The sequence below is a fragment of the Pleomorphomonas oryzae DSM 16300 genome (genome assembly GCF_000422965.1).
GTDB classification, from domain to species: domain Bacteria; phylum Pseudomonadota; class Alphaproteobacteria; order Rhizobiales; family Pleomorphomonadaceae; genus Pleomorphomonas; species Pleomorphomonas oryzae.
Genome location: NZ_AUHB01000003.1, coordinates 146,912 through 169,920, shown reverse-complemented (window position 1 = coordinate 169,920; position 23,009 = coordinate 146,912). Strand labels below are relative to the sequence as shown.

At 62.9% G+C, this 23,009-nt stretch carries 24 protein-coding genes; 5 read left to right on the top strand and 19 right to left on the bottom strand.

Features of this window, described 5'->3' with window-relative positions; genetic code table 11:
* The first annotated feature begins 4 nt into the window (after positions 1 to 4).
* Together G522_RS0105995 and G522_RS0105990 are read left to right on the top strand one after the other, a co-directional pair.
* On the top strand, positions 5 to 1,567 hold the full coding sequence (locus G522_RS0105995) for a hydrogenase large subunit (protein ID WP_026790264.1): 1,563 nt from the start codon (positions 5 to 7) through the stop codon (positions 1,565 to 1,567).
* Between the two features lie 15 nt (positions 1,568 to 1,582).
* Positions 1,583 to 2,104 carry an NADH-quinone oxidoreductase subunit B family protein gene (locus G522_RS0105990; RefSeq protein ID WP_026790263.1) on the top strand — a complete coding sequence of 174 codons (522 nt, stop codon included), beginning with the start codon at positions 1,583 to 1,585 and terminating at the stop codon, positions 2,102 to 2,104.
* Here G522_RS0105990 and G522_RS0105985 read toward each other — a convergent pair.
* The 5 genes from G522_RS0105985 to yajC form a co-directional block, all read right to left on the bottom strand.
* Entirely contained in the window at positions 2,101 to 2,949 is an 849-nt protein-coding gene (locus G522_RS0105985) for a phytoene/squalene synthase family protein (RefSeq protein WP_036838313.1), read from the bottom strand. The genes G522_RS0105990 and G522_RS0105985 overlap by 4 nt on opposite strands.
* Positions 2,949 to 3,356 (bottom strand): Mth938-like domain-containing protein, encoded by a 408-nt coding sequence (locus G522_RS0105980; RefSeq protein WP_051228371.1) that lies wholly within the window; start codon positions 3,354 to 3,356, stop codon positions 2,949 to 2,951. The genes G522_RS0105985 and G522_RS0105980 overlap by 1 nt, the downstream gene beginning before the upstream one ends.
* 34 nt (positions 3,357 to 3,390) lie before the next feature.
* Positions 3,391 to 4,344, bottom strand: coding sequence for a protein translocase subunit SecF (gene secF / locus G522_RS25785; protein ID WP_051228370.1), 954 nt, complete (start codon positions 4,342 to 4,344; stop codon positions 3,391 to 3,393).
* 21 nt (positions 4,345 to 4,365) lie between these two features.
* Complete coding sequence (secD, locus tag G522_RS0105970) at positions 4,366 to 5,979, bottom strand: protein translocase subunit SecD (protein ID WP_026790260.1); 1,614 nt, start codon at positions 5,977 to 5,979, stop codon at positions 4,366 to 4,368.
* 74 nt (positions 5,980 to 6,053) lie between these two features.
* The gene (yajC, locus tag G522_RS0105965) at positions 6,054 to 6,398 is read right to left on the bottom strand and encodes a preprotein translocase subunit YajC (RefSeq protein WP_026790259.1); all 345 of its coding nucleotides are present in this window, start codon (positions 6,396 to 6,398) and stop codon (positions 6,054 to 6,056) included.
* A gap of 299 nt (positions 6,399 to 6,697) precedes the next feature.
* On the opposite strand from yajC, the gene G522_RS0105960 reads away from it, so the two are divergent.
* Together G522_RS0105960 and G522_RS25780 are read left to right on the top strand one after the other, a co-directional pair.
* A complete protein-coding gene (locus tag G522_RS0105960; RefSeq protein WP_026790258.1) occupies positions 6,698 to 7,576 on the top strand; it encodes an ATP-binding protein in 879 nt (292 codons plus the stop codon).
* Between the two features lie 28 nt (positions 7,577 to 7,604).
* Entirely contained in the window at positions 7,605 to 8,087 is a 483-nt protein-coding gene (locus G522_RS25780; protein WP_156886846.1) for a hypothetical protein, read from the top strand.
* A gap of 68 nt (positions 8,088 to 8,155) precedes the next feature.
* On the opposite strand, the gene G522_RS0105950 is transcribed toward G522_RS25780, so the two are convergent.
* The 13 genes from G522_RS0105950 to G522_RS0105890 all read right to left on the bottom strand — a co-directional run bounded on the left by G522_RS0105950 (position 8,156) and on the right by G522_RS0105890 (position 21,440).
* Complete coding sequence (locus G522_RS0105950) at positions 8,156 to 9,451, bottom strand: M23 family metallopeptidase (RefSeq protein ID WP_026790257.1); 1,296 nt, start codon at positions 9,449 to 9,451, stop codon at positions 8,156 to 8,158.
* Positions 9,452 to 9,620: 169 nt separating this feature from the next.
* Positions 9,621 to 10,271: a protein-L-isoaspartate(D-aspartate) O-methyltransferase gene (locus G522_RS0105945; protein WP_036838310.1), complete on the bottom strand. Its 651-nt coding sequence runs from the start codon at positions 10,269 to 10,271 to the stop codon at positions 9,621 to 9,623.
* Between the two features lie 103 nt (positions 10,272 to 10,374).
* The gene (gene surE / locus G522_RS0105940; RefSeq protein WP_026790255.1) at positions 10,375 to 11,130 is read right to left on the bottom strand and encodes a 5'/3'-nucleotidase SurE; all 756 of its coding nucleotides are present in this window, start codon (positions 11,128 to 11,130) and stop codon (positions 10,375 to 10,377) included.
* Between the two features lie 22 nt (positions 11,131 to 11,152).
* On the bottom strand, positions 11,153 to 12,448 hold the full coding sequence (serS, locus tag G522_RS0105935) for a serine--tRNA ligase (RefSeq protein WP_026790254.1): 1,296 nt from the start codon (positions 12,446 to 12,448) through the stop codon (positions 11,153 to 11,155).
* Positions 12,449 to 12,487: 39 nt separating this feature from the next.
* Positions 12,488 to 13,291, bottom strand: a complete 804-nt coding sequence (tatC, locus tag G522_RS0105930) for a twin-arginine translocase subunit TatC (RefSeq protein WP_026790253.1) — start codon at positions 13,289 to 13,291, stop codon at positions 12,488 to 12,490.
* Positions 13,288 to 13,773, bottom strand: coding sequence for a Sec-independent protein translocase protein TatB (tatB, locus tag G522_RS25775; protein WP_051228367.1), 486 nt, complete (start codon positions 13,771 to 13,773; stop codon positions 13,288 to 13,290). The genes tatC and tatB overlap by 4 nt, the downstream gene beginning before the upstream one ends.
* 79 nt (positions 13,774 to 13,852) lie before the next feature.
* A complete protein-coding gene (locus G522_RS0105920) occupies positions 13,853 to 14,050 on the bottom strand; it encodes a twin-arginine translocase TatA/TatE family subunit (RefSeq protein WP_026790252.1) in 198 nt (65 codons plus the stop codon).
* A gap of 139 nt (positions 14,051 to 14,189) precedes the next feature.
* Entirely contained in the window at positions 14,190 to 14,822 is a 633-nt protein-coding gene (gene scpB, locus G522_RS25770) for an SMC-Scp complex subunit ScpB (protein ID WP_036838431.1), read from the bottom strand.
* Between the two features lie 86 nt (positions 14,823 to 14,908).
* Positions 14,909 to 15,724 carry a segregation and condensation protein A gene (locus G522_RS0105910; protein ID WP_026790251.1) on the bottom strand — a complete coding sequence of 272 codons (816 nt, stop codon included), beginning with the start codon at positions 15,722 to 15,724 and terminating at the stop codon, positions 14,909 to 14,911.
* 29 nt (positions 15,725 to 15,753) lie between these two features.
* Positions 15,754 to 16,770: a beta-N-acetylhexosaminidase gene (gene nagZ / locus G522_RS25765; protein ID WP_036838308.1), complete on the bottom strand. Its 1,017-nt coding sequence runs from the start codon at positions 16,768 to 16,770 to the stop codon at positions 15,754 to 15,756.
* A gap of 71 nt (positions 16,771 to 16,841) precedes the next feature.
* Positions 16,842 to 18,368, bottom strand: coding sequence for an SPOR domain-containing protein (locus G522_RS0105900; RefSeq protein ID WP_084632888.1), 1,527 nt, complete (start codon positions 18,366 to 18,368; stop codon positions 16,842 to 16,844).
* A gap of 58 nt (positions 18,369 to 18,426) precedes the next feature.
* A complete protein-coding gene (gene argS / locus G522_RS0105895) occupies positions 18,427 to 20,178 on the bottom strand; it encodes an arginine--tRNA ligase (RefSeq protein WP_026790249.1) in 1,752 nt (583 codons plus the stop codon).
* Positions 20,179 to 20,222: 44 nt separating this feature from the next.
* The gene (locus tag G522_RS0105890) at positions 20,223 to 21,440 is read right to left on the bottom strand and encodes a deoxyguanosinetriphosphate triphosphohydrolase (RefSeq protein WP_036838305.1); all 1,218 of its coding nucleotides are present in this window, start codon (positions 21,438 to 21,440) and stop codon (positions 20,223 to 20,225) included.
* Positions 21,441 to 21,575: 135 nt separating this feature from the next.
* Between G522_RS0105890 and G522_RS0105885 the strand changes: the two genes are divergently transcribed.
* On the top strand, positions 21,576 to 21,914 hold the full coding sequence (locus G522_RS0105885) for a HesB/IscA family protein (protein WP_026790247.1): 339 nt from the start codon (positions 21,576 to 21,578) through the stop codon (positions 21,912 to 21,914).
* 104 nt (positions 21,915 to 22,018) lie between these two features.
* Here the strand turns inward: G522_RS0105885 and G522_RS0105880 are convergent, their stop codons facing one another.
* Positions 22,019 to 22,996, bottom strand: coding sequence for a quinone oxidoreductase family protein (locus tag G522_RS0105880; protein ID WP_026790246.1), 978 nt, complete (start codon positions 22,994 to 22,996; stop codon positions 22,019 to 22,021).
* Positions 22,997 to 23,009 lie beyond the last annotated feature (13 nt).

Below are 23,009 nucleotides of genomic sequence, written 5' to 3'. Positions count from 1 at the left end.
AATCATGAGCACGCTCCGCACCGCCCTTCTCAACGCCGCCCTGACCGTCGAAGAGCAGAAGCCCTGGCCGCGCATTACCGTCGACGCCGATACATGGCGGCAGGCAACGCTGGCGGTTGCCGCCGGCAACGCCACGCTATCCGGCCTCTGGGCTGAGCCGGGCGCCGTCCATATGGCCTTGCTCGACGACGACGACGGCTCGCTGATGGTACTGACGCTCCTGGCGTCCGACGGCCGCTTTCCGTCGGTCGGCCTTACGCATCCGCCGGCCCAGCGCCTCGAGCGAAAAATTGTCGATCTCTATGGCCTCATTCCGGAGGGCATGCCGGACGACCGACGCTGGCTCGATCATGATCGCTGGGGCGTTCGCGCGCCGCTTGGCTCCAGTGCCCCGGCATCGGCCGACGGAGCCACCTACCCCTTCCTGAAGGCCGAAGGGCCGCCGCTGCATCAGATTGCCGTCGGCCCAGTACACGCCGGCATCATCGAACCAGGCCATTTCCGCTTTTCCGCCAATGGCGAGATCGTCGTGCGGTTGGAGGAACGGCTCGGTTACGTCCACAAAGGCATCGAGGGGTTGCTTATCAACACGACGCTGGAGGCCGCGGCGAAGGTGGTCGCCCGTGTTTCCGGCGACAGTACGGTGGCCTATTCCCTCGCTTTCGCGCGAGCCGCCGAGGCAGCCCTTGGTGTCGCCGTGCCGCAACGGGCGGTCTGGCTTCGTGCACTGATGGCCGAACTCGAACGGCTTGCCAACCATCTCGGCGACATCGGCGCCATCTGCAACGACGCCGCCTTCGCGCTCATGCTTGCTCACTGCGGCATGCTGCGCGAAGAGGTATTGAGGGCAACCAAGATCGCCTTCGGCCACCGGTTGATGATGGATTGCATCGTGCCGGGTGGTATCGCCACCGATCTTCACGATGCCGCACCGATCTTGGCGCTGACAATGCATATTCGGCAGCGCTTTCCGCGGCTGGTCGAACTCTACGACAATACAGCATCGCTGCAGAATCGCACCGTCTCGACGGGGCGCCTTCTGCCCGAACTCGCCCGCCGTTTCGGTGCTGGTGGGCCGGTCGGCCGCGCCTCTGGGCGCGCCTTCGATGCCCGTAAGGCGCCTGGCTATCCTCCCTACGGCGATCTCGACTTCAAGATGATCAAGCGGGAGGACGGCGACGTCGATGCCCGCATCTGGGTGCGCATCGACGAGGTCTATGAAAGCCTGGAGCTGATCGAGCAGATCGTCGACCGGTTGCCAGCCGGACCGATTGCCTACCCACTGGCGCCGGCACTCCGCGAGCGGAAGGTGCCGCAGGCCGGCGGTCTTGCCAACGAACCACGCGATAGCGCCAGTGAGGGGCTCGCCATGGTCGAGGGCTTTCGGGGCGACATCCTGGTCTGGCTCAGGACCGACGAGACTGGCCACGTGCTACGGGGCACCGTACGCGACCCCTCGGTCTTCCATTGGCCGCTCCTGGAAGCAGCGATCGAGGGCAACATCGTCGCCGACTTCCCGCTCTGCAACAAGTCTTTCAACTGTTCCTATTCCGGACACGACCTTTGAAGCGGACGACCGACCATGCGTAGAATGCTGCTTGAAGGGCTTTTTCGCCGGCCGGTGACGGAAGGGGCGCCGACCATCGCCGATGCCGAAATTGAAGCGCTGGCCGAGCGACTCGGCGTCGCCGCAAAAGCGCGGCTTGGCCGCAGCTTATCGATCCGTGAGGTCGATGCCGGCTCGTGCAATGGCTGCGAGTTGGAAATCCACGCCCTCAACAACAGTTATTATGACGTGGAGCGTTTCGGCCTGCGCTTCGTCGCTTCGCCTCGCCACGCCGACGTGCTGATGGTAACCGGGCCAGTGACGGCCAATATGCGCGAGGGACTTGAGCGCACTTATGCGGCAACGCCTGCGCCCAAATGGGTGGTGGCGATCGGCGACTGCGCGGCCGGCTGCGGGGTGTTCGGCAAGAGTTACGCGGTCGTCGGTGCCGTATCGAACGTCATTCCGGTCGATCTCGTCATCCCCGGATGTCCGCCGGAGCCGATCGACATGCTGAAAGGCTTGGTCGGCCTCATCGAGGCCAGTGCGCGCGGTTAAAGCCGCCGTCCAAAGCGCCACAGAAGCAACGGCTTTTGCCAGGCACCGATTTCGGCCACCGGTCCGTAGGGCGGCCTCTTGGCCAGCGCTTTGAGATAGGACGGAATGAAGGCGAGCGGCAGAAAGGCCGGCTTGGCGCGTGCGTCCGTTCCCGTCAAGGCAGCGAGCGCCTTTTCGAGATGACCGGCGACGTGGCTTCTGAGACCTTCGAGAACCCCCGCCAGTTCTTCCGCCTTATGACCCTGGCGGACATCGTCCGGATCAATCCCGGCTGCCTTCAGAAGATCGGCGGGTAGATAGACCTGATTGCGTCGCGCATGGATCGGCAGCGCCCGCATCAATCCGGTCAAAGCGTAAGCGACCCCAGCATGACCGGCAGCGTCGGCCGCTTTGGGATCCGCGCCGTCGCAAAGGATCTGTGCGATTTCAAGGAACAGCACCGACGCCGTTTCTCCGGCGTAGCCCTCGAGGTCGTTGAGCGTCGGCATGGCGTCGTCGTAGAGATCGAAGCGGCGCGCTTCCAGGAGATTGACAAAACCCGAACGACGCAGCGAGAAGCGCCGGATCGTATCGATCAACGCCGCAGCCACCGGATGGCCGGCAACGTCACCCCGCGCTTCGCCCTCGATGGCATCGACCCACCATTGCAGCCGAATTTCGCCCGGCATCGCCTCGTGAATGGTCTCGCGGATGCGGGCCGCCTCGTAGGAAAAGGCGTGGACAGCTAGGGCATGCCGGCGTTTCGTCTCAGGCAGAAGTCCGTCAGCCAACCAGCGGTCACGATCATGATCGTGCACGAGGTCTTCGCAATAGCGGTAGGCGTCGTCGAGGCGCGCGGGCGTCATCAGTCGACCGCCAGGAGGGCTGCGGCGAACCGGCGGCGCTCGCCGAGCATGACGTTGAACAATCGAACCGCCGCCCCGGTCGACATCGCTTCGTGCTTGAGTCCCTGTTCGCGCAGAGCTTCGGCGACACTCCGCTTGACTGGGACGAGGTCATTGCCCGTGCCGATCAACAACATGTCGAGGCTGGCGACCTCGGCCAGAACCAGAGCGAGGCTCTCGCCGGTGATGTCGGACGGTGCAACGGCCGCCCAGCCATGAACGCCGGACGGCAGAATCAGAATCGATCCGCGGTGAGACATGCCGCCAAAACGGAAGCCGCCGTTGCCGTAGGCTTCTACCGGCACCTGCTCGGGCAGGTGCTGTTCGAGGCGTTCCAGAGGTCGGCCTCGTGGTCCGAACAGCTTCATCGGCGGCGCTCCGGCGTTGAAGACACGTCCGAACTCACGCCGGTTCGGCGGCCTCTTCGCTGTCATCCTCGACTTTTTTCGCCGATTTGTCGCCGGCCAATTGCGGGTCAAGGAAGATCAGAACCGGGGCGGCGATGAAGATCGACGAGTAAGTGCCGATCACCACGCCGAACAGCATCGAGGCGGTGAACGAGCGGATCACTTCCCCACCGAAGATCACCAGCGCGGAAAGCGCGATAAGGGTGGTGAGCGCGGTGTTGGTCGTCCGGGTCAGCGTCTGGTTGATGGCGAGATCCAGGAGGACGACGAGGTTGAGACGCTTGTACTTACGCCGCATCTCGCGGATTCGGTCGTACACGACGACGGTATCATTCAGCGAATAGCCGACGATAGTCAGGATGGCGGCGATCGATGACAGGTTGAACTCAACCTGACTGACCGCGAAGAAGCCGATGGTCAGCACAACGTCGTGCAGCGTGGCGATCACCGCGCCGAGCGAATATTGCCATTCGAACCGGAACCAGACGTAGACCATGATCAGGCCCAGCGCCGAGATGATGCCGAGGATGCCGTTCTGAGCCAGTTCGCCGGAAACGCGCGGGCCGACCACTTCCGTGCGGCGATAGTCGACGCTGTCGCCGAAGGCGGCCTGCACCTTGTCAACCACGGCCGTTTGCGCCTCGTCGCCACCATTCTGGCGGACGATGCGGATCAGCACGTCATTATCGGCACCAAACGACTGTACCTGCACCTCGCCAAGTTTGAGCCCATCAAGGGTATGGCGGATACCCTCGAGATCGGCAGGGCCAGACTTGGTCTGAATTTCCATGAGCGTGCCGCCCTGGAAATCGATGCCGGTGTTCATGCCGTGGGTATAGAGGACCACGAAGCAGAGCACCGACGCAATGCCGGAAAAGAGGAAGCTCCACTTCCTCCACTTCATGAAAGGGATCTTGGTGTCGTCGGGAAATAGGCGAAGCAGGCGCATGATGGAGCCTCAGGGTCCGGATCAGAGCGGAACGACGGACGGCCGCCGATAGCGGACCCAGGTCGCCACCACCAAACGGGTGAAGGTGATGGCCGTGAACATGGTGGTGACGATGCCGATTACGTGGGTCACCGCGAAGCCCTTCACCGGACCGGAGCCCATCTGGAACAGTACGATGGCAGCGATCAGCGTTGTGATGTTGGCGTCGAGGATAGTGCCGAAAGCGCGACGGAACCCGGCATCAATGGCAGAAACTGGCGACCGGCCAAGCCGCTGCTCTTCTCGGATGCGCTCGTAGATCAGCACGTTGCTGTCCACCGCCATACCCATGGTGAGCACGATACCGGCGATACCGGGCAGCGTCAGCGTCGCCTGCAGGATGGTGATGATCGCCATGATCAGGATCAGGTTCACCACCAGAGCAACGTTGGCAAACACCCCGAACAGGCCATAGGCCGCCAGCATGAAGATGACGACGGCGACCGTACCGATCATCGCGGCGCGCTCGCCGGCGGCGATCGAGTCGGCGCCAAGGCCCGGACCGACAGTGCGCTCTTCGGCGACCGACAGCTTGGCCGGCAACGCGCCGGCGCGGAGCAGCACAGCAAGATCGTTGGCCGTTTCCACCGTGAAGTGGCCGGAGATCTGGCCGGAACCCTGGGTGATCGGCTCGTTGATGCGCGGCGCGGAGATGATCTCATCGTCGAGGACGATGGCAAACAGCCGGCCGACGTTGTCGGAGGTCACCTGAGCAAACTTGCGGGCACCCGACGTCGACAGACGGAAGGACACCACCGGCTCGTTGGTCTGGCTCTGGAAGGACGTCTGGGCGTCCGTGAGATCTTCGCCGGTCATCAACGGCGTCTCGTCGACCACCATCGGAATACCGCCCGCTTCCTTCTGCTTCAGAAGAATCTCGCCGGGCGGCAGGTTGCCCTTGGCCGCTTCCTCGGGCGACACATTGAGGTCGACGAGGTGGAAGGTCATCTGTGCCGTACGGCCAATGATATTCTTGAGACGGGCGGGATCCTTCTCACCCGGCGCTTCGACCAGGATACGGTCTGACCCCTGGCGCTGGATCGACGGCTCGACAGCGCCCATCTGATCGACGCGGCGACGAATGACTTCGATGGACTGCTGAACGACGGTGCCGAGCCGCTTATCGAGACCGGCCTCAGAGAACCCGAGGCGCATCAGGCCATCGGAGCCCTGGTCCAGTTGGAATTCGGTAACGGCAACGCCGCCAAGCGCACCGGTCGACAGTGGCGTCAGCAAATTGCGAAGGCGCTTTGCGGCTTCATCGAACTTATCGGCATCACGGACCTTCATCTGGACGACGTCGCCCTGAATGCCGAGGCCGGTGTAGCCGATGCGCGGCTCGTCGCGCATTGCCTGACGGATATCGCCTTCCAGCGACTTGAGCCGCTTCTGCTTATAGTCGTTCACATCGACTTGGTAGAGCAGATAGACACCGCCCTGGAGGTCGAGGCCAAGGACCACCTGCCGCCCGGGAAGCCAGGACGGCCAATAGGACTTGATCTGGTCCGAGCTCAGGTAGTTGGGAATCAGAACCACGAGCGCGACGAAAATCGTCAAGAGGATCGCGGTTACCTTCCAGCGGGAAAAATAGAGCATTTGCTGCCTCGGACCTCATTGGCCGAAAGCGGGCAGTCGGGCTGCCCGCCTTCCCTCTCGTACCGACCGTTCGGTCAGTTGCCTTCCTTGACGGGCTCGCCTTTGGTGCGCAGCTGCTGCACCAGGCCGGCGGCGACTCGCACCTGCACCTTGGCCGTGCCGTCGCCCACATCCAGTACCAGCTCGCTCTCATCGACGACCTTGACGATCTTGCCGATCAGGCCGCCCTGCATCACCACCACGTCACCACGGCGGAGATTCTTCAGCATATCCCGGTGCTCCTTGGCCTTGCGCTGCTGCGGCCGAATGAGCAGGAAATACATGATGACGAAGATCAGGATGAAGGGCGCGAACTGGATCAGAAAATTGGCGTCGCCAGCAGCACCGGCTGCCTGGGCATAGGCTGGGGTCACGAACATCAAGTCAACTCCATCGGCACGCCGCCGCCCGCAAAGCCGGACCGACGAGGCATAGGGGCATTGAAGAGAAGGCGGCATGCCGCCCGCTCGAAAGTGGCCGGAATATACCTAGGCCGCAGGACTTTGCAAACCAAAGCTACGTATGGGCGCTCTCGTGATGGACTTCTAGGTAGTCTCCGGCAGAAATCGCAGCAAAGCGTACCGCAAATGACCTTGCGTGGTTTGCATCGGCACGCCCGGCGGACTAGAAGATAGCAAGAGTACCGCACGGTACGCAGCCCAAAAGGAAGGGGACGGACATGAACGATTCCGCCATCGAGACGCTGAATGTCCATCTTGAACGCATCGCCAGCCTTCTCGAACGGCTAGCTCCCCCCCTGCCCCAGTCGCCGGATTTCGGAGCGGCCGATGCCTTCGTTTTCGTAGCTGATCCCATTTCGCTGCAACCCGTCCGGCGGGTCAACCGTGTCGAGATCGACCTTCTCAAAGGTATTGACCGCAACCGCGACATGATCGTCGCCAACACCGAGCGTTTCGCCCGCGGCCTGCCGGCCAATAATGTGCTTCTCTGGGGCGCGCGCGGCATGGGCAAGTCATCGCTGGTGAAGGCTTCGCAGGCGGAGGTCAACAAGCGCCTTGTCGGCCATCCCGGCTTCACGCCGCTCAAGCTGATCGAGATTCACCGCGAGGACATCGAGAGCCTGCCCGTTTTGATGAAGATGCTGCGTGATAGCGGCCACCGCTTTATCCTGTTCTGCGACGATCTGTCCTTCGATCACGGGGACACGTCCTATAAGTCGCTGAAGGCGGTGCTGGAGGGTGGCATTGAGGGGCGCCCTGACAATGTGGTGTTCTACGCCACCTCCAACCGACGCCATTTGCTGCCGCGTGACATGATGGAGAATGAGCGGGCCACCGCGATCAATCCAGGGGAAGCCGTCGAGGAAAAGGTGTCGCTCTCGGATCGCTTCGGTCTATGGGTCGGCTTCCATAATTGTTCGCAGGATGATTATCTCGAAATGGTTCATGGCTATGTCGCCGCGCTGGAACTCAATATCGATCCCGAGGTTCTCCGTGCCGAGGCACTCGAATGGGAGCGGACGCGCGGCGCACGGTCGGGCCGTGTCGCCTGGCAATATGTTCAAGATCTGGCCGGTCGGCTCGGGCTCGGCGAGTAACCGCCGGCGTCCGGTGCGGGAGGAAAAAATGATGAAGCGTGTCGTGGCGTTGGGAGCACTCGCCCTGCTCGCGGGCTGCGTGTCGACACCGGTTCCGGTCGTCTACAAAGCCGGATCGACCTTCGCTGAGCGACAGGCGGTGGCCGACCAATGCCGTGTCGAATCGCTGGGAAAAATCCCGCAGGCGCTGGTCACGGAGTACCGGCCACCGGAATACAGCCCGGGATTTACCGAGTGCCGGGAAGATCCAGTCAGCGGACGCAGATATTGCCGCGAGACCGGTGGGTTCTTCTATCCCGGAAGCAGCCGCACACGGGACGTGAATGCCGAATTGCGGGAGCGCTATATCGGCGGCTGCCTGCGCCGCTCGGGATTTGACGTCATTGCCAAGCCGATTTGCGGCGGTAGCGCCGAAAAGGCATATCTGGCCAGCCGCGACAATCAGGCACCAGCCGCCTCGCTGGCCTGCGTGACCGACGACGAGCGGATCATCCCACGCAGTTGGCGTTAGGCCGCGTGCAAAAAACCGGCGGTCGAAGCCGCCGGTTCAAGACACTTGCCGTCTTAGTTAATCGGGCGTCAGCCGCTGAGGTAAGGCAGCGGATCGACGGGACGATTGCCGTTGCGGATCTCGAAGTGAAGCTGCGGCCGGCTGACGTTGCCGGTAGCGCCGACCTTGGCAATGGTCTGGCCGCGCAGGATGCTGTCGCCGCGCTGGACCAACACCTCGCTGGCGTGAGCATAAGCCGATACGAAGCCGTTCGGGTGCTTCACCAACACCAGATTGCCGAAGCCCTTCAGCTCATTGCCGGCGTAGATCACTTGGCCGCCCTCGGCCGCCTTGATCGGCGTACCTTCGGGTACCTCGATATTGATGCCGTCGTTGCGTTCGCCGCCCGGCTTCACACCGAAAGCGGAGATCACACGACCGCGTACCGGCCAGCGGAAGCTGCCGTCGGCGGCGCTTTCGACACCCGCCGATGCCGCCGGTGCGTCCTTGACGCTCGGCTGAGTCTGGTTCGGCGCAAGCGCCGCCACCTGCTGGGTGGCCTGCTGAGCAGGCTTGTTGCCGGCCGGAGGTAGTAGGCCCGCCTTGGCGTCGGTGGCTGTCGCAGACGTTGGGTTCGCCATGGCGACGGACGTGGTCTGAGGAGCCGCAGGCTTGGCCGGCGCAGCGGCGGCGACTTCGCTCGACACCGACCTCGGCACTGGAGGCTTCGTCGGCGGTAGCTGGCCGAGGGTCTGCGGACCGGGAGCGGTAGCCGATGCGGTCGCCAAAGCTGGAGCGTGGGCGGAGGGCGGCACGGCTGCGACACCCTGCTGCGAATAGGCCGGAATAACGATGCTCTGACCCGGCGTCAGCTGAGCGCCAGCGACCAGACCGTTGGCGGCAAGCAGCGTCGATTCGGCGACACCGTAGCGGCGCGCGAGCACCTGCACGCTATCACCCGGTTTCACAGTCACGGCGGTGCCATTCGTCGGAGTCCAGGGCTGAGGAGCCGCCGGAGCCACGCCCGTTGGCGACGGCAGGGCCGCGGTCTGCGTCGGCCGGACATAGGCGCCATTATTGACGACGGCGCCGGGAGCCGGAGGCAGAGCGCTGGACGACACGGTGGAGGCCGGGGCAGCGTAAGTCGGCTGCGTGTAGGCCGGTTGCGCATAGGCGGGCTGCGCGTAGGTCGCCTGGGAGTTTATAGATCCGGTCGGCATCGGATCAGCGCGACCAATGATCTGGCCCTGGTTGTCCGTCTCGGCAAACACGTTTCCGAAACGGCTCACGTCGCCGCTGCACCCGGCCGAAAAGCCGGCCAGGATGGCAACGGCGGCAACCTGGGCCAGGAAGCGGGAGGTCCGGCAGATCGCTAGGTTACTCATGATCATCAGGTCTCGCCTGCTCGACTTCAACTGCAATGATTAAGCCGCAGTAACGTTGACAAAGACTTAAAGCGACAGGGCGTCACGCCGGATACGGTCATGAAACGCAGGGAAAACGGCGGATTTCCTCAACACTTTTGGTGAATGCGCCACGCCTCGTTGCCGAGACTCACAGTCGCCGCGCCACGCCTTCCCGCAACGGGAACTGCCGGATGCTGCCGAGTTCAGCGCGATGAAATAGCCGACCATCGCGAGAGATTCGCACCAGGGTTTGGGTGTGGCCGGTCCCCACCGGGGCGACCAGCGTCCCCTTGTCGGCCAGTTGATCGAGAAGTGCGGTGGGTACCTTTTCGATCGCTCCGTCGATCAGGATACGATTGTAGGGCGCGTAGCGGGTAAAGCCTTCGAGCCCATCGCCGAGCAGCGTCGTGACATTGGTAATCTTCAAGGCAGAAAGACGGTCCTCGGCAATGTCGATCAGGCTACGGAACCTGTCCATCGTCACCACCTGGGCGGCGAGATGAGCGAGAATCGCAGCCTGGAAGCCAGAACCGCAGCCCACCTCGAGCACTTTGTCATCGGGCTGAACGGCGAGCGCGGACACCATCAGGGCAACTGTGGACGGCGCGTTGATGGTCTGGCCGCATTCGATCGGCAAGGAACGATCGAGATAGGCGCTCGCCTGGTGAGCAGCCGCCACGAACATCCGACGGGGTACGAGTTCAAGGGCACGCAGCAGTCGGTTATCGGTGACGCCGATACCACGGAGCTTCATCGTCAGCTCCGCGATTGCCACCTTATCCGGCTCGAAAGGCCTCATTGACACCATTCTCTCGCGCAATGCCGTAAAACATGAATTGCGACGCTGCATTTATGATCGAGGTGTCAAAAGTAAGACGAACAGCCTTGAAAAAGCGTTTCGCTTAAAACAGTGCCCGCAGTTTTTCCATGGCGGCGCTGTCAGTGAGGTCGAGACGGAGCGGGGTGACCGAAACCTTGTTGCGAGATATGGCGAAGGCGTCCGTTCCTTGCGCACACAGCATCTCGCCGCGCCGGAAGGTCAGCCAATAATAAGGCTTGTGGCGGGCATCGATGCGTTTCTCGACGTCGATGCCATGGTCGTAGGCGAAGTTACCCTGACGCGTCACCTCGATGCCGACCACCTCGGACGGCGGGCAATTGGGGAAGTTGACGTTGATGAAGGTGCCGTGGGCGATCCCCTGCCCCGTCAGCTTGCTGAGAATTTCGGGACCCAACGCCTCGGCGGTCTCGAAGGGGATGCGGCCGACGAAATCTTCATAGGCTTGGCTCAATGCAACGGCGGGAATGCCGAGCAGCGTCGCCTCGATGGCGCAAGCGACGGTGCCGGAATAGGTAACGTCGTCGGCCATGTTGGTGCCGGCGTTGACGCCGGACAGCACGAGGTCCGGCCGGCCGGGGAGGAGGTGCCGAACCCCCATAATGACGCAGTCGGTCGGCGTACCACGCACCGCGAAGCGGCGCTCATCGAGTTTCCTCGCCCTGAGCGGGTCGTGCAGCGTGAGCGAATGGGCAAACCCCGACTGGTCGGTCTCCGGTGCCACGACCCAGACGTCATCACTCAGCGACCGGGCTATGTTCTCGAGTGCCACCAGACCCGGCGCATGGATGCCGTCATCATTGGAAATCAGGATGCGCATGGCCGGGTCTTTCGCTTTCTGCTCAGGCTTTCTCTATGCGGGTAACGCCACCCATCAGCGGCAGCAACACGTCGGGCACCGTCACCGTGCCATCCTCGTTCTGCCAGGTCTCCATGACGGCGATGAGGGCACGGCCGACGGCGACGCCGGACCCGTTGAGCGTATGAACGAAACGCGTGCCCTTCGGCTCGCCGGTCGGGCGGTAGCGAGCGTTCATGCGGCGCCCTTGGAAATCGCCACAGACCGAGCAGGACGAAATCTCGCGGAACTTCTTCTGGCCGGGCAGCCAGACTTCGATGTCGTAGGTCTTGCGACTACCGAATCCCATGTCGCCGGTGCAGAGCGTCACGACGCGATAGGCGAGTCCCAGCCGCTTGAGAACCTCTTCAGCGCAGGCGAGCATGCGCTCGTGCTCGTCGATCGACTTTTCCTGCGCGGTGATCGAGACGAGTTCGACCTTGTTGAACTGATGCTGGCGCAGCATGCCGCGTACGTCGCGGCCGGCCGAACCGGCTTCCGACCGGAAACACGGCGTCAACGCCGTGAAGCGTAGTGGCAGATCCTTCTCTTCAAGGATTTCCTCGCGCACCAGATTGGTGAGCGGCACTTCGGCCGTCGGGATCAGCCAGCGTCCGTCGGTCGTCCGGAACAAGTCCTCGGAGAACTTCGGCAGCTGGCCCGTACCGTACATCACCTCGTCGCGCACCATCAGCGGCGGAATCACCTCGGTGTAGCCGTGCTCGATGGTGTGGAGATTGATCATGAACTGCCCAAGGGCGCGCTCAAGCCGGGCGAGATGGCTCTTCACCACGGTGAAGCGAGCACCGGCCAGCTTGGCGGCCCGCTCGAAATCCATCATCCCGAGCCCTTCGCCCAGCTCGAAGTGCTCCTTCGCCCAGTTGATCTGGCGTGGCTCGCCGAACCGATGATGCTCGACGTTGGCGCTCTCGTCCGGACCTTCAGGCACATCGTCGAGCGGCGGATTGGGAATGACCGACAGGGCCGCGTCGAGGGCGGCATCCAGCTCGCGCTCTTTCGCCTCGCCGTCCTGAATGAACGACTTGATGCGCGCGACCTCTTCCATCAGCTCGCTGGCGCGCGCCTCGTCTTTGCCAGCCTTGGCCTTGCCAATTTCCTTGGAAGCGGCGTTGCGGCGCTCCTGCGCCTCCTGCAGCGACTTGATGTTGGCGCGGCGCGCGTCATCGAGGCGGATAGCCTCCGACGCCGTGGCTTCGGCGAGGTCCGCCGACTGGCCGCGCCGCATCAAGGCGTGCTTCAGGGCTTCCGGATTGTCGCGAATCCACTTGATGTCGAGCATTGGCTTTCCCCGCGCGGCACGTCCGCCGGAGCCCTCGCATCAGCCTTCGGTGGTGGTGGAGACGTCCCGGGACTCGCCGCGCTTGTTAATGTACCTGACGGCAATGATGGACACTTCGTAGAGAACCATCGTCGGAACCGCAAGCAGGATTTGGCTCATCGGGTCGGGCGGCGTCAGCACGGCAGCTACCACGAAGGACAGCAGGATGGCGTAGCGGCGCCAGGATTTCAGCCCCGCCTCAGTCACGACACCGACGCGCGCAAGCAGTGTCAACACCACAGGAAGCTGGAACACGATGCCGAAGGCGAAGATCAGCGTCATGATCAGGCTGAGATATTCCGACACCTTGGGCAAAAGCTCGATGGCCGCCTTTCCATTGCCGCCGGTCTGCTGCATCGACAGGAAGAACAGCATGATGGCCGGCATGACGAAGAAAAAGACCATCAGCGCGCCGAGTACGAACAAGATCGGCGTGGCAATGAGAAACGGCAGAAAGGCCTGCCGCTCGTGTTTATAGAGGCCCGGCGCGACGAACATGTAGATCTGATTGGCGATCACCGGAAAGGCGATGAAAAAGGCACCGAACAGAGCCAGCTTCAGCTGAGTGAAGAAATACTCCTGCGGCGCGGTGTAGATCAGCCGCACGTTCTGCGCAGCGCCCGCCGCCCGCTCGTACGGGATCACCAGGAGATTGAAGATATCCTGGGCGAAGAAGAAGCAAATCAGGAAGCAGACGAGAATCGCGACCACCGATTTCAGGAGGCGCGACCGCAGTTCAGCGAGGTGCTCGATGAGAGGGGCCTTGGACGACTCGATCTCGTCCTCTTCATCTTTGCTGGTCATGCGGCACCCCCGTCCTTGCCGCCCGAAGCAGGCGCTTCGGGAGCTTGTCCCTCAACCGACTTCTCAGCCCCAATCGGATGATGAGCTTCGGTCGGCTTCGGCCCATCGACTGGCGTTTCCGCCGCTGCCGGAAGCGAAGCGTCCGCCGGGACCGGGGTCGATTCCACAGCCTTCGGCGGAATCGGTGCCGTCACCGATTTCTTCAAATCGTCGCCTAGGTTGCGGACGGGATCGAAGGTCTTCTTCAGGTCTGTCAGCGGATTGGCGTTCTGAACGCTGTTTTTGAGGTCGGCGAGATCAGCCTCCCGCTCCGCCTCGCGAAGCGCCTGATTGAATTGCGCCTGCATGTCGCCTGCCATGCGCCGAGCCTTGCCAACCAGCTGACCGACAGTCCTGAGCAGACGTGGCAGATCCTTGGTGGGGAAGACAATGAGCGCCACGATGGCAATCACCAGGATTTCCGACCAGCCGACTTCAAACATCGCTTACTCGCCTGTCATCGGCGCACACCGCGCCTTTAGGCGCGACGCCTCAAAGATGAACGTACGATACGAGGGGCGATCAGACCCGCGGCGAATCGTCAGTCTTGTTTTCGACGGGCTTGGTCGGCGTTTCATCCTCGTCGGACATACCCTTTTTGAAGTTCTTGATGCCCTTGGCAAAATCGCCCATCAGCTCGGGAATCTTGCCCCGACCGCCAAACAGAATAAGAACGACGACCAGGACGATCAGCCAATGCCAGATGCTCAACGAACCCATTTTTGTCTCCAAAGGGGCATAGCTGCCCAAAAGTGGCGGCACTCTTGCACAACGCACGCCCTGTCGCAAGAAACCGTAACTAAGCTATAGCGGAATTCCGGCTTTCTGAAGATGCGCCCCGGCTAACCTTGAAAAAGCCTCATTCATCGCTTGGCAGCGGTTCGTAATCCTGGAAATCAAGCTCTGTCAGCGGATCTTCGTCGGGCATCAAAGTGTCGGATGCGTTGGGAATCGGCACACGGAAACCGGGTGGTACTGCCCCTTCCAGGAAACCCGCCGCCTTGAGATCATCGACGCCCGGCAAATCGGTCACCGCCTCCAAGCCGAAGTGGACCAGAAAGGCCTCCGTCGTGCCGTAGGTGAGCGGCCGGCCCGGCGTGCGGCGGCGACCGCGCATCCTGATCCAGCCGGTTTCCATCAGCACATCGAGCGTTCCCTTATTGGTGGAAACGCCGCGAATTTCTTCGATCTCGGCACGGGTCACCGGCTGATGGTAGGCAATGATCGCCAGCGTCTCCAGCGCCGCCCTCGACAGCTTCTTGGGCTCGACCTGTTCGCGCGTCAGGAGGTGGGCAAGGTCGGGTGCCGTCCGGAACATCCACTTGCCGGCCACCTCGACGAGATTGACGCCGCGCGAGGCATAGATGGTGCGAAGGTCGGCCAAAACCTGAGGGACATCGGTGCCAGGCGCCAAGCGCTCGGCGAGCTCCTCGGCGCCGACCGGCTGGGCCGACGCGAACAGGATCGCCTCGGCGCCGCGGATCGCCGTCATCCAGGCCTCGTATTCCGCCGGATCGCGGTTGCCGGCAAACAGTCGAAGCTGGCCATGGGGCGTTTCGTCGGTGAAGTCCGAACGGGTCATGAGCCGCCCTCCTCGGGCGTATCGGATCTACCCTGCCCTTTGCGCACATAGAGCGGTGCGAATGGCGCAGATTGCATCAGTTCCATTCGCCCTTCACGCACCAGTTCCAGCGAAGCCGAAAAGGCTGAGGCGCGAACCGTTGCTCGCGATTCAGGGCCAGTCATATAGCGAATGAGATAGTCATCGATCGGCGCCCAGTCGGCAATCGTGCCGATCAAGCGTTCCAGAAGGTCGCGCGCGTCGGCCAGAGCCCAGACCTGCCGCTTGCGGACGGTATGGACGCGCACCATGTCGCGCTGGCGCTGCCGGCCATAGGCGTCCAGCAGATCGAAAAGGCTCGCCTCCCATAGCGAGCGCCGTACCAGGCCCGTCTCCTCCGGCGCCCCACGAGGCAACACATCCCGGCCGAGCCGAGATCGATCGATGAGCCGTCCGGCCAGAATACGTATACCTTCCAGCCGCTTCAGCCGCATGGCGAGCATGCCGGCGAGCTCCTCGGCCGAGGGTTCGTCTCCAGGCGTTTCGTCCGGCGGCAACATCAGACGCGATTTGAGATAGGCAAGCCAGGCGGCCATGACCAGATAGTCGGCGGCCAGTTCCAACCGGCGTTCGCCCAACCGTTCGATGAAGGCGAGGTATTGATTGGCCAGAGCGAGAATGGAGATACGGGCCAGATCGACCTTCTGGTTGCGAGCAAGCGTCAGCAGAAGGTCGAGCGGACCCTCGAAGCCGTCGAGATCGACCACGAATGCCTCATCAGCCATCGCGTCGATGTCAAGCTTGGTTTCGCTCCACTCGTCGGTCGTTGCCATTAGAAGGCCATTACCCCGTACCGCTCCGGTCAGACGCTGACAGCATCAAAGGCGGCCAGCGCGGCATCCAGCCGGGCAAGAACGCCGTCAGCATCATCATGTGGCGATCCCGCGCGTCCCATCAATGCTCTTTCCGCCCGGCTAGCCGCTTTTCCCACCAGTTCGGGGGCTTCGGCGGCAACGGCGATCATCTCGTCCATGTCTCCCGAACAATGGAGAGCGATATCGCAGCCGGCGGCGAGCGTTGCCCGTGCCCGCTCGGCGAGCGTGCCTTTCAGAGCGTTCATGGAGAGATCGTCGGAGAACAGCAGACCGTCGAAGCCTATCCGGCCACGGACGATCTCGTTGATGACAACCGGTGACTGCGTTGCCGGCCGGTCGGGATCGATGGCCGTATAGACGAGATGAGCGGTCATCGCCGCCGGCAGATCAGCCAGCGCGGCAAACGGCGCAAAATCGATAGATGCCAGACTCTCGAGGTCGGCATCGACCACCGGCAGCTCGTGATGGCTGTCGACGCGGGCGCGACCGTGGCCCGGCACATGCTTGATCACCGGCAGCACGCCGGCCGAGATCAGGCCGTTGGCAAAGGCGCGACCGGCCGCCGCCACCAGATCAGGCTGCTCGCCATAGCTGCGATCGCCGATGGCTGGCGTCATGCCGAGGGTGGCGATGTCGAGGCACGGAGCACAATCGACGTCGATGCCGACGGCGACAAGATCATCGCCGATCAAATGGGCGACATCCTCAATCAGTTGGCTATCGCCGGCGAGCACCGCCGCGCCAGCCAGTCGCCGCCCGGATGGATATTTGCGCCAATGCGGCGCCGTCAGCCGCTGAACGCGCCCACCCTCCTGATCGATCAGTACCGGCGCCTGCCAGCCGACGGCATCGCGAAAGTCTGCCGTCAAGCGCCTCAACTGATCGGAATCCTCGACGTTGCGGCGAAACAGGATCAGCCCCCAAGGCGCCGCCTCGGTGAGAAACGAGCGCTCACCAGCGGAAAGCACTGTACCCTTGAGGCCGGTCACGAAAGCACGGGACATGGACTGTCTCCAAAGGAAAGGCCGCGCCGGTGCCGTGCGGCACCAAGACGCGGCCAAAGACCATCGCTAGATCAGCGAGCAATCAGACAGGTTCCACCGGCCGACCGGAGCTGCTCGCAGAGCGCCACCGCAGCCTCCTTGGTCGGCGCGCCGACGCGTGCCCGATAGTAGACGCCCTTGCTGCCGAGGTCAGCCTGCTGGATGTCGACGACAGCCGACCCGAGGATCGACGGAAACTTCTTTTGCAACGCGGTGAAGGCGCTGCGTGCCGCGTCCTCGCTACGCTGGGATGACAACTGCACATACGCGCCAGCGTTTCCGCTGGTGGTCGTCGCCGGCGCGGCCTGGGTAGGCGCCGGCAGGCTTGCCACCTGCATCGGAGCTGCAGGCTGCGCTTTGCCGGCGGCAGCCGTCAGATCGAGCGGACCGGAGGATGGCGTAGCAGCGGGAGCCGCCGGTTTGTCAGGCGGCAGCGGCGCCGACGCCTGGGACGGCACGGACGCCGTCGTTTCCACGGAAGCATCCGGCGCTGCAGGGAGATTGATCGGCATCGACTGGCCGGAGGCATCGGTCAAGTTGCTGGGCGGCAAGCTCTGAGAGGCGGCGGGCGCGCTGTCCGACGCCACGGTCTGGTTCGTCGAAGCGAGCGGCGGCAGGCCGGCTCCGCCCTCCGTATCGTCTGTTGCTGCCACGTCGGGCGACGTTTCGCTGCGGGCAATGATCTGCCCGGCACCATCGCTCGGCGGCGGCGCAGCGGAAGCCGTCGCGTTAGCCGGCGTATCGGCCGGCGTCTGGATCAAAGAGCCATCGGGGCGAACCAACACGGTGCGAACGCGGCGAGGCCCCGTTTCGTTGGGGTCGAAACCGGTCGGAAGCTCCGCCTCGACTTCCTGACCATCCGGAAGCGTTATGCGCGAAACATGCGGTGTGACGGCCGGCAACTCGGGCACGTCGCCACTGCGAGCGACCAATCGCTCCTCGCTCTTGGGCGGCGCGCCACCGACCGTATCGTAGACGGAGGCACCTTCCGAGGACGCGACGACTTCCTGGGCGTTGGGATCGGGCTTGACCTTGTAGGGGCCGTCGGGCGCCTTCACCACCACGGCCTCGCCAAAGCCGGTCGAGCCACCGAAGAAAGCCCAGCCGGCGAAACCGGCAGCGACCAGAAAAACGGCGGCCGCGGCGGCCGTCATAAGGCGACGACGACCGTGCGCAGAGGCGGGCTCGGAATCGACATCGCCGGTATGCGGCGGAAGGACGCCGAATTCATCGACGACCGGATCGACGCCGTCGCGCTCGAATTCGGCCATGAACTCATCGAGAGCCTGATCGTCCCAGGGATCATAAGCCTGGTTGGTCTTGCGGGCGTTGGCCGGCTTGTAGACTTGGCCGGTCCGCACATCGACCGGGTTCATCGAAGCGATGTCCTGCTCCAGTTCGGCGGCAAGAGCATCGACCAACTGGTCCATTTCAACGCCACCGGCTTCCGGGCCGCTGAGAAGGTCTTCGTAGAAACGCTCCTCGTCGCTGAGGTGGCGATCGCCGTCGGACACGGCGGGCCGCATCGAGGACTGTTCGGCTGCGCTGCTCCTAACCATCGGCGTCGCTCTTCCCGTTTACTCCGCCCCCGCCAGAATCGAACGATTCGCGAGGCGACTATCTCATTTCTTCGGGCGCATTGACGCCAAGAACCTCAAGGCCCGACGCAAGGACGTTTCGGACAGCCTTGACCAAAGCCAAGCGCGCGTGGGTCAACAGTGGTTGATCAGGGTTAACAAAACGCAAATTTACATTTTCCTTGCCAGCGTTCCAATGTCCATGGAAGTCGCTTGCGAGTTCATACAGATAAAAAGCGACCCTATGTGGCTCATGGGTGTCGGCTGCCGCGTCGATGACACGGGGAAATTCCGCCAATTTCCGGACAAGCGCTAGTTCGGACGGATCGGCAAGCAAGTGCAGAGGCGCCGCCGATTCGTCGGCGGCGGCCACTTCCGGCGCCGTTTCGCGCGCTTGCCGAAGGATCGAGTGGCAGCGGGCATGGGCATACTGGACGTAGAAAACCGGATTGTCCTTGCTCTGCTCCTTGACCTTGACGAAGTCGAAATCGAGCGATGCGTCGTTCTTGCGCATCAACATCATGAAGCGAACGGCGTCGGGGCCGACCTCCTCGACGACGTCGGCCAGCGTCACGAAGTCGCCGGAGCGTTTGCTCATCTTCACGGGCTCGCCACCCCGATAGAGCTTCACCATCTGGCAGAGGCGGACAATAACCTCGATGGTACCGCCGGAGATGGCGTTGCCGACAGCCTCGAGCCGCTTGACATACCCGCCGTGATCGGCACCAAGGATGAAGATCATCTGCTTGAAGCCGCGCTGATATTTCGAGCGCATGTAGGCGACGTCGGCGGCAAAGTAGGTATAGCTGCCATCCGACTTGACGAGCGGACGGTCGACATCGTCGCCAGCGTTCGAGGAGCGGAACAGCACCTGTTCGCGGTCCTCCCAGTCCTCCGGCACCTGACCTTTGGGCGGCGCCAGACGGCCGTCATAGACGAGATCGCGCTTGCGGAACTCGTCGATCATTTCGGCGATCTCGGAAGGCTCGTTATCGCGCGTATCGTGCAGCGTTTTTTCCGAGAAGAACACGTCGTGCTTGACGCCGAGCAGCGCCAGATCGGCGCGGATCATGTCCATCATCATGTCGACGGCGAGAGGCTTGACGATCGGCAGCCATTCGGCTTCCGGCATTGTCAGCAGCTTGTTACCCCAAGCAGCCTTGAGCGCCTCGCCCACCGGCTTCAGGTAATCGCCGGGATAGAGTCCTTCCGGAATCTCGATCGCTTCGCCCAGCGCCTCGCGGTAGCGCAGGAAGGCCGAGCGAGCCAGCACGTCGATCTGCCCGCCGGCGTCGTTGATGTAATATTCCTTGGTGACGTCGAAGCCGGCCTTGGCCAGGAGGCGCGCCAGCGCGTCGCCCACGACGGCGCCGCGGCAGTGGCCGACATGCATCGGTCCGGTGGGATTGGCCGAGACATATTCGACGTTGACCTTGAGATTGTTGCCGAGGCTGGTCGCGCCCACGGCGAGCCCCTCAGCCAGCGACGTCTTCAAGAAGTCGGTCCAGAAGGCCTGGGATATGCGGAGATTGATGAAGCCCGGTCCGGCCACCTCGACTGCTTCGACATCGGAATCCTTCCGGAGCGCAACGGCGATCTCCTCAGCGAGGTCGCGCGGCTTCCTGCCCAGCGGCTTTGCCAGGAGCATGGCGGCGTTGGTGGCAACATCGCCATGGCTCGCATCGCGCGGCGGCTCGACGGCGATGCGGGAGAGCGCATCAGCGGGGAGGTCAAGCGGCAGGGAAGCGATGGCCGAGCGAATGCGCTCACCGAACACCTGGAAGATATTCATCGGGTACCTCGTGGGAGCCGGATTCCGGCCAATTGGCGAGGGGCCTATCGTAATTCCGGCGTATCGTCAAACCAGCGACGGTGTTCCTGGATGGCGAAACGGTCGGTCATGCCGGCGATATAATCCCCTACCCGACGGGCAAGCGCCACATCGTCTCCTGCATCCAGATTGCTCCGCCACTCCTCCGGCATGAAGTCGGGGTGGCCCACATAGGTGCCAAACAGGTCTTTCACCACGCGATCGGCATCACGGCGCACCCTCATCACCTCGGGGTGCCGGTACATGCGCGGGAAGAGAAACCCCTTGATCGCAGCGTCGACGGCGGCCATTTCCTCGGAGAAAGTCACAATGGTGCGGCCGGCTTGCCGAATGTCATCGGATGACCTGGGGCGGAGCTCCGCGAGCCGGTTGACCGATGCAACGATGACGTCCTCCACCATGGCGGTAATCAACCGCCGCGTGATTTCGTGGATGGTGCGATGACGGTCGAGGCCGGGGTACTTGGCTTCGATCGCATCGAGAAAGCCGCCGATCAGCGGCAGCGGCCGAAGATCGTCCAGCGAGAACAGCCCGGCGCGGAGACCATCGTCAATGTCATGCGCATCATAGGCGATGTCATCGGCAATCGCCGCGCACTGTGCCTCGGCGCTGGCGTGCGTATCGAGCCTCAGCGAATAGAGATCCGGATAGGCCAGGAGGGCCACCGGCAATCCGCGCTCGGCATGATGGCCGATCGGCTTGCCGCCTGCATCGGTGAGTGGACCGTTGTGTTTGACGAGGCCTTCCAGCGTTTCCCATGACAGGTTGAGCCCATCGAATTCGGCGTAGGAATGTTCGAGTTCGGTGACGGCCCGGAACGACTGGGCGTTGTGATCGAAACCGCCGAAGCCAGCGAGACAGGCGTCGAGCGCATCCTCACCGGTATGGCCGAAGGGCGTGTGGCCGAGATCGTGGGCAAGCGCCAGCGCTTCGGCGAGATCCTCATTGAGCCGCAAGGCGCGGGCGAGCGCGCGACCGATCTGCGCGACTTCCAGGGTGTGGGTCAGACGGGTGCGGTAGTGGTCGCCTTCGTGGAAAACGAACACCTGCGTCTTGTGTTTCAGGCGGCGGAAGGTGGTGGAGTGAATGATGCGGTCGCGGTCGCGCTGGAACGGCGTGCGCGTCGGGCTCGCCGGTTCGGGATAACGCCGACCCAGGCTTTCGTCGGGGTGGACGGCGAAAGGCGCCAGCGGTTCCGTGCCAAACCCGAGACCTGCCACTATTGCCTCCCAAGACTATCCGGTTCTCGCAAATCCGCATGACGGGCTCGCGCAGCTGTCATTTGACTTTGCCATCCGCTGCCTTACGTATGTCAGCAGGGTTCACAGTTTCAAGTCATCCGAGGCCGAAGGACCATGATGGAAGCTCTTGCCGCCAATATCAGCCTGACCGCCGGCGCGGCGCGCCGGATCTCCAAGGTTCTGGAAAAGCAGCCGGGCAAGACGGCCCTGCGCATTTCCGTAGAAGGCGGCGGCTGCTCGGGCTTTTCCTATCGCTTCGATCTCGTCGATGGCCGTAACGCCGACGATATCGCCGTCACGCGCGATGGCGCGACGGTGTTGATCGACGCGGTGTCGCTGCCGTTCATGGATGGTTCGGAGATTGACTTCGTCGATGACCTGATGGGTCAGGCCTTCAAGATCAATAATCCGAACGCCACATCGAGCTGCGGTTGCGGCACCTCGTTTGCGGTCTAATTACGCCTAGAGCTTTCCCGGTGAAATTAGCTTCACCGGGAAAGCTCTATTCTTGAGACGCAACTCCCGGCGCAAAACCGGTTCCCGCTTTTGCTGGACTTGCCTTAGACCGTCAGCAGCGTCGAGCCCACGGTTTCGCGGGCCTCCATCGCCTTGTGGCAGGCGACGGCATCGGCCAGCTTGAACTTCTGCCCAACGTTGATCTTCACGACATCATTGCGAATCTGCTCGAACAGATCCTCGGCGCAGGCGTCGAGATCCCCGCGCGTTGCCGTGTAGTGACCGAGCGTCGGCCGCGTGACGTAGAGCGAGCCCTTCTGCGACAAAATGCCGAGGTTGAATTCCGCGACCGGGCCCGAGGAGTTACCGAAAGAGGCAAACAGGCCGCGCGGCTTCAGGCAGTCGAGCGAAGCCGGGAATGTGTCCTTGCCAACCGAATCGTAGACGACGTCGCACTTGGCCCCGCCGGTGATCTCGGCCACCCGGGCGACGAAATCCTCCGTCCGGTAATTAATGACATGCGTATAGCCGCAACTTCTGGCGATTTCCGCCTTTTCCTCCGAGCCGACCGTGGCGATGGAGGTGGCGCCAAGCGACTTCAGCCACTGACCGGCAATCTGGCCCACACCACCGGCGCCGGCGTGGAACAGCACTGTATGATCGCGCGTCACCTTGAAGGTCTGGCGCAGCAGATACTGCACGGTCATGCCCTTGAGGAGGCTTGCCGCCACGGTAAATCCATCGATGTCGTCAGGAATGCGGACGAGCTTCTGTGCCGAGATAAGGCGTGCCTCGGCGTAGGCGCCGACCGATCCGGCATAGGCGACGCGATCGCCGGGGCGGAACTGAACGACGCCCTCCCCGACCTTTTCCACGATGCCGACAGCTTCGGCGCCGGGGATGAATGGCAGGCCGGCCGGCGCGGGATAAAGCCCCTTGCGATAGTAGGTGTCGATGAAGTTGACGCCGATGGCGGTATGCTTCAGGCGCACTTCGCCAGGACCGGGCGCTCCGACCTCGACCTCCTCAAGGGACATCACTTCGGGTCCGCCCGTTTGACGGACGACAATCGCCTTCACCATGGCCTTCGCTCCA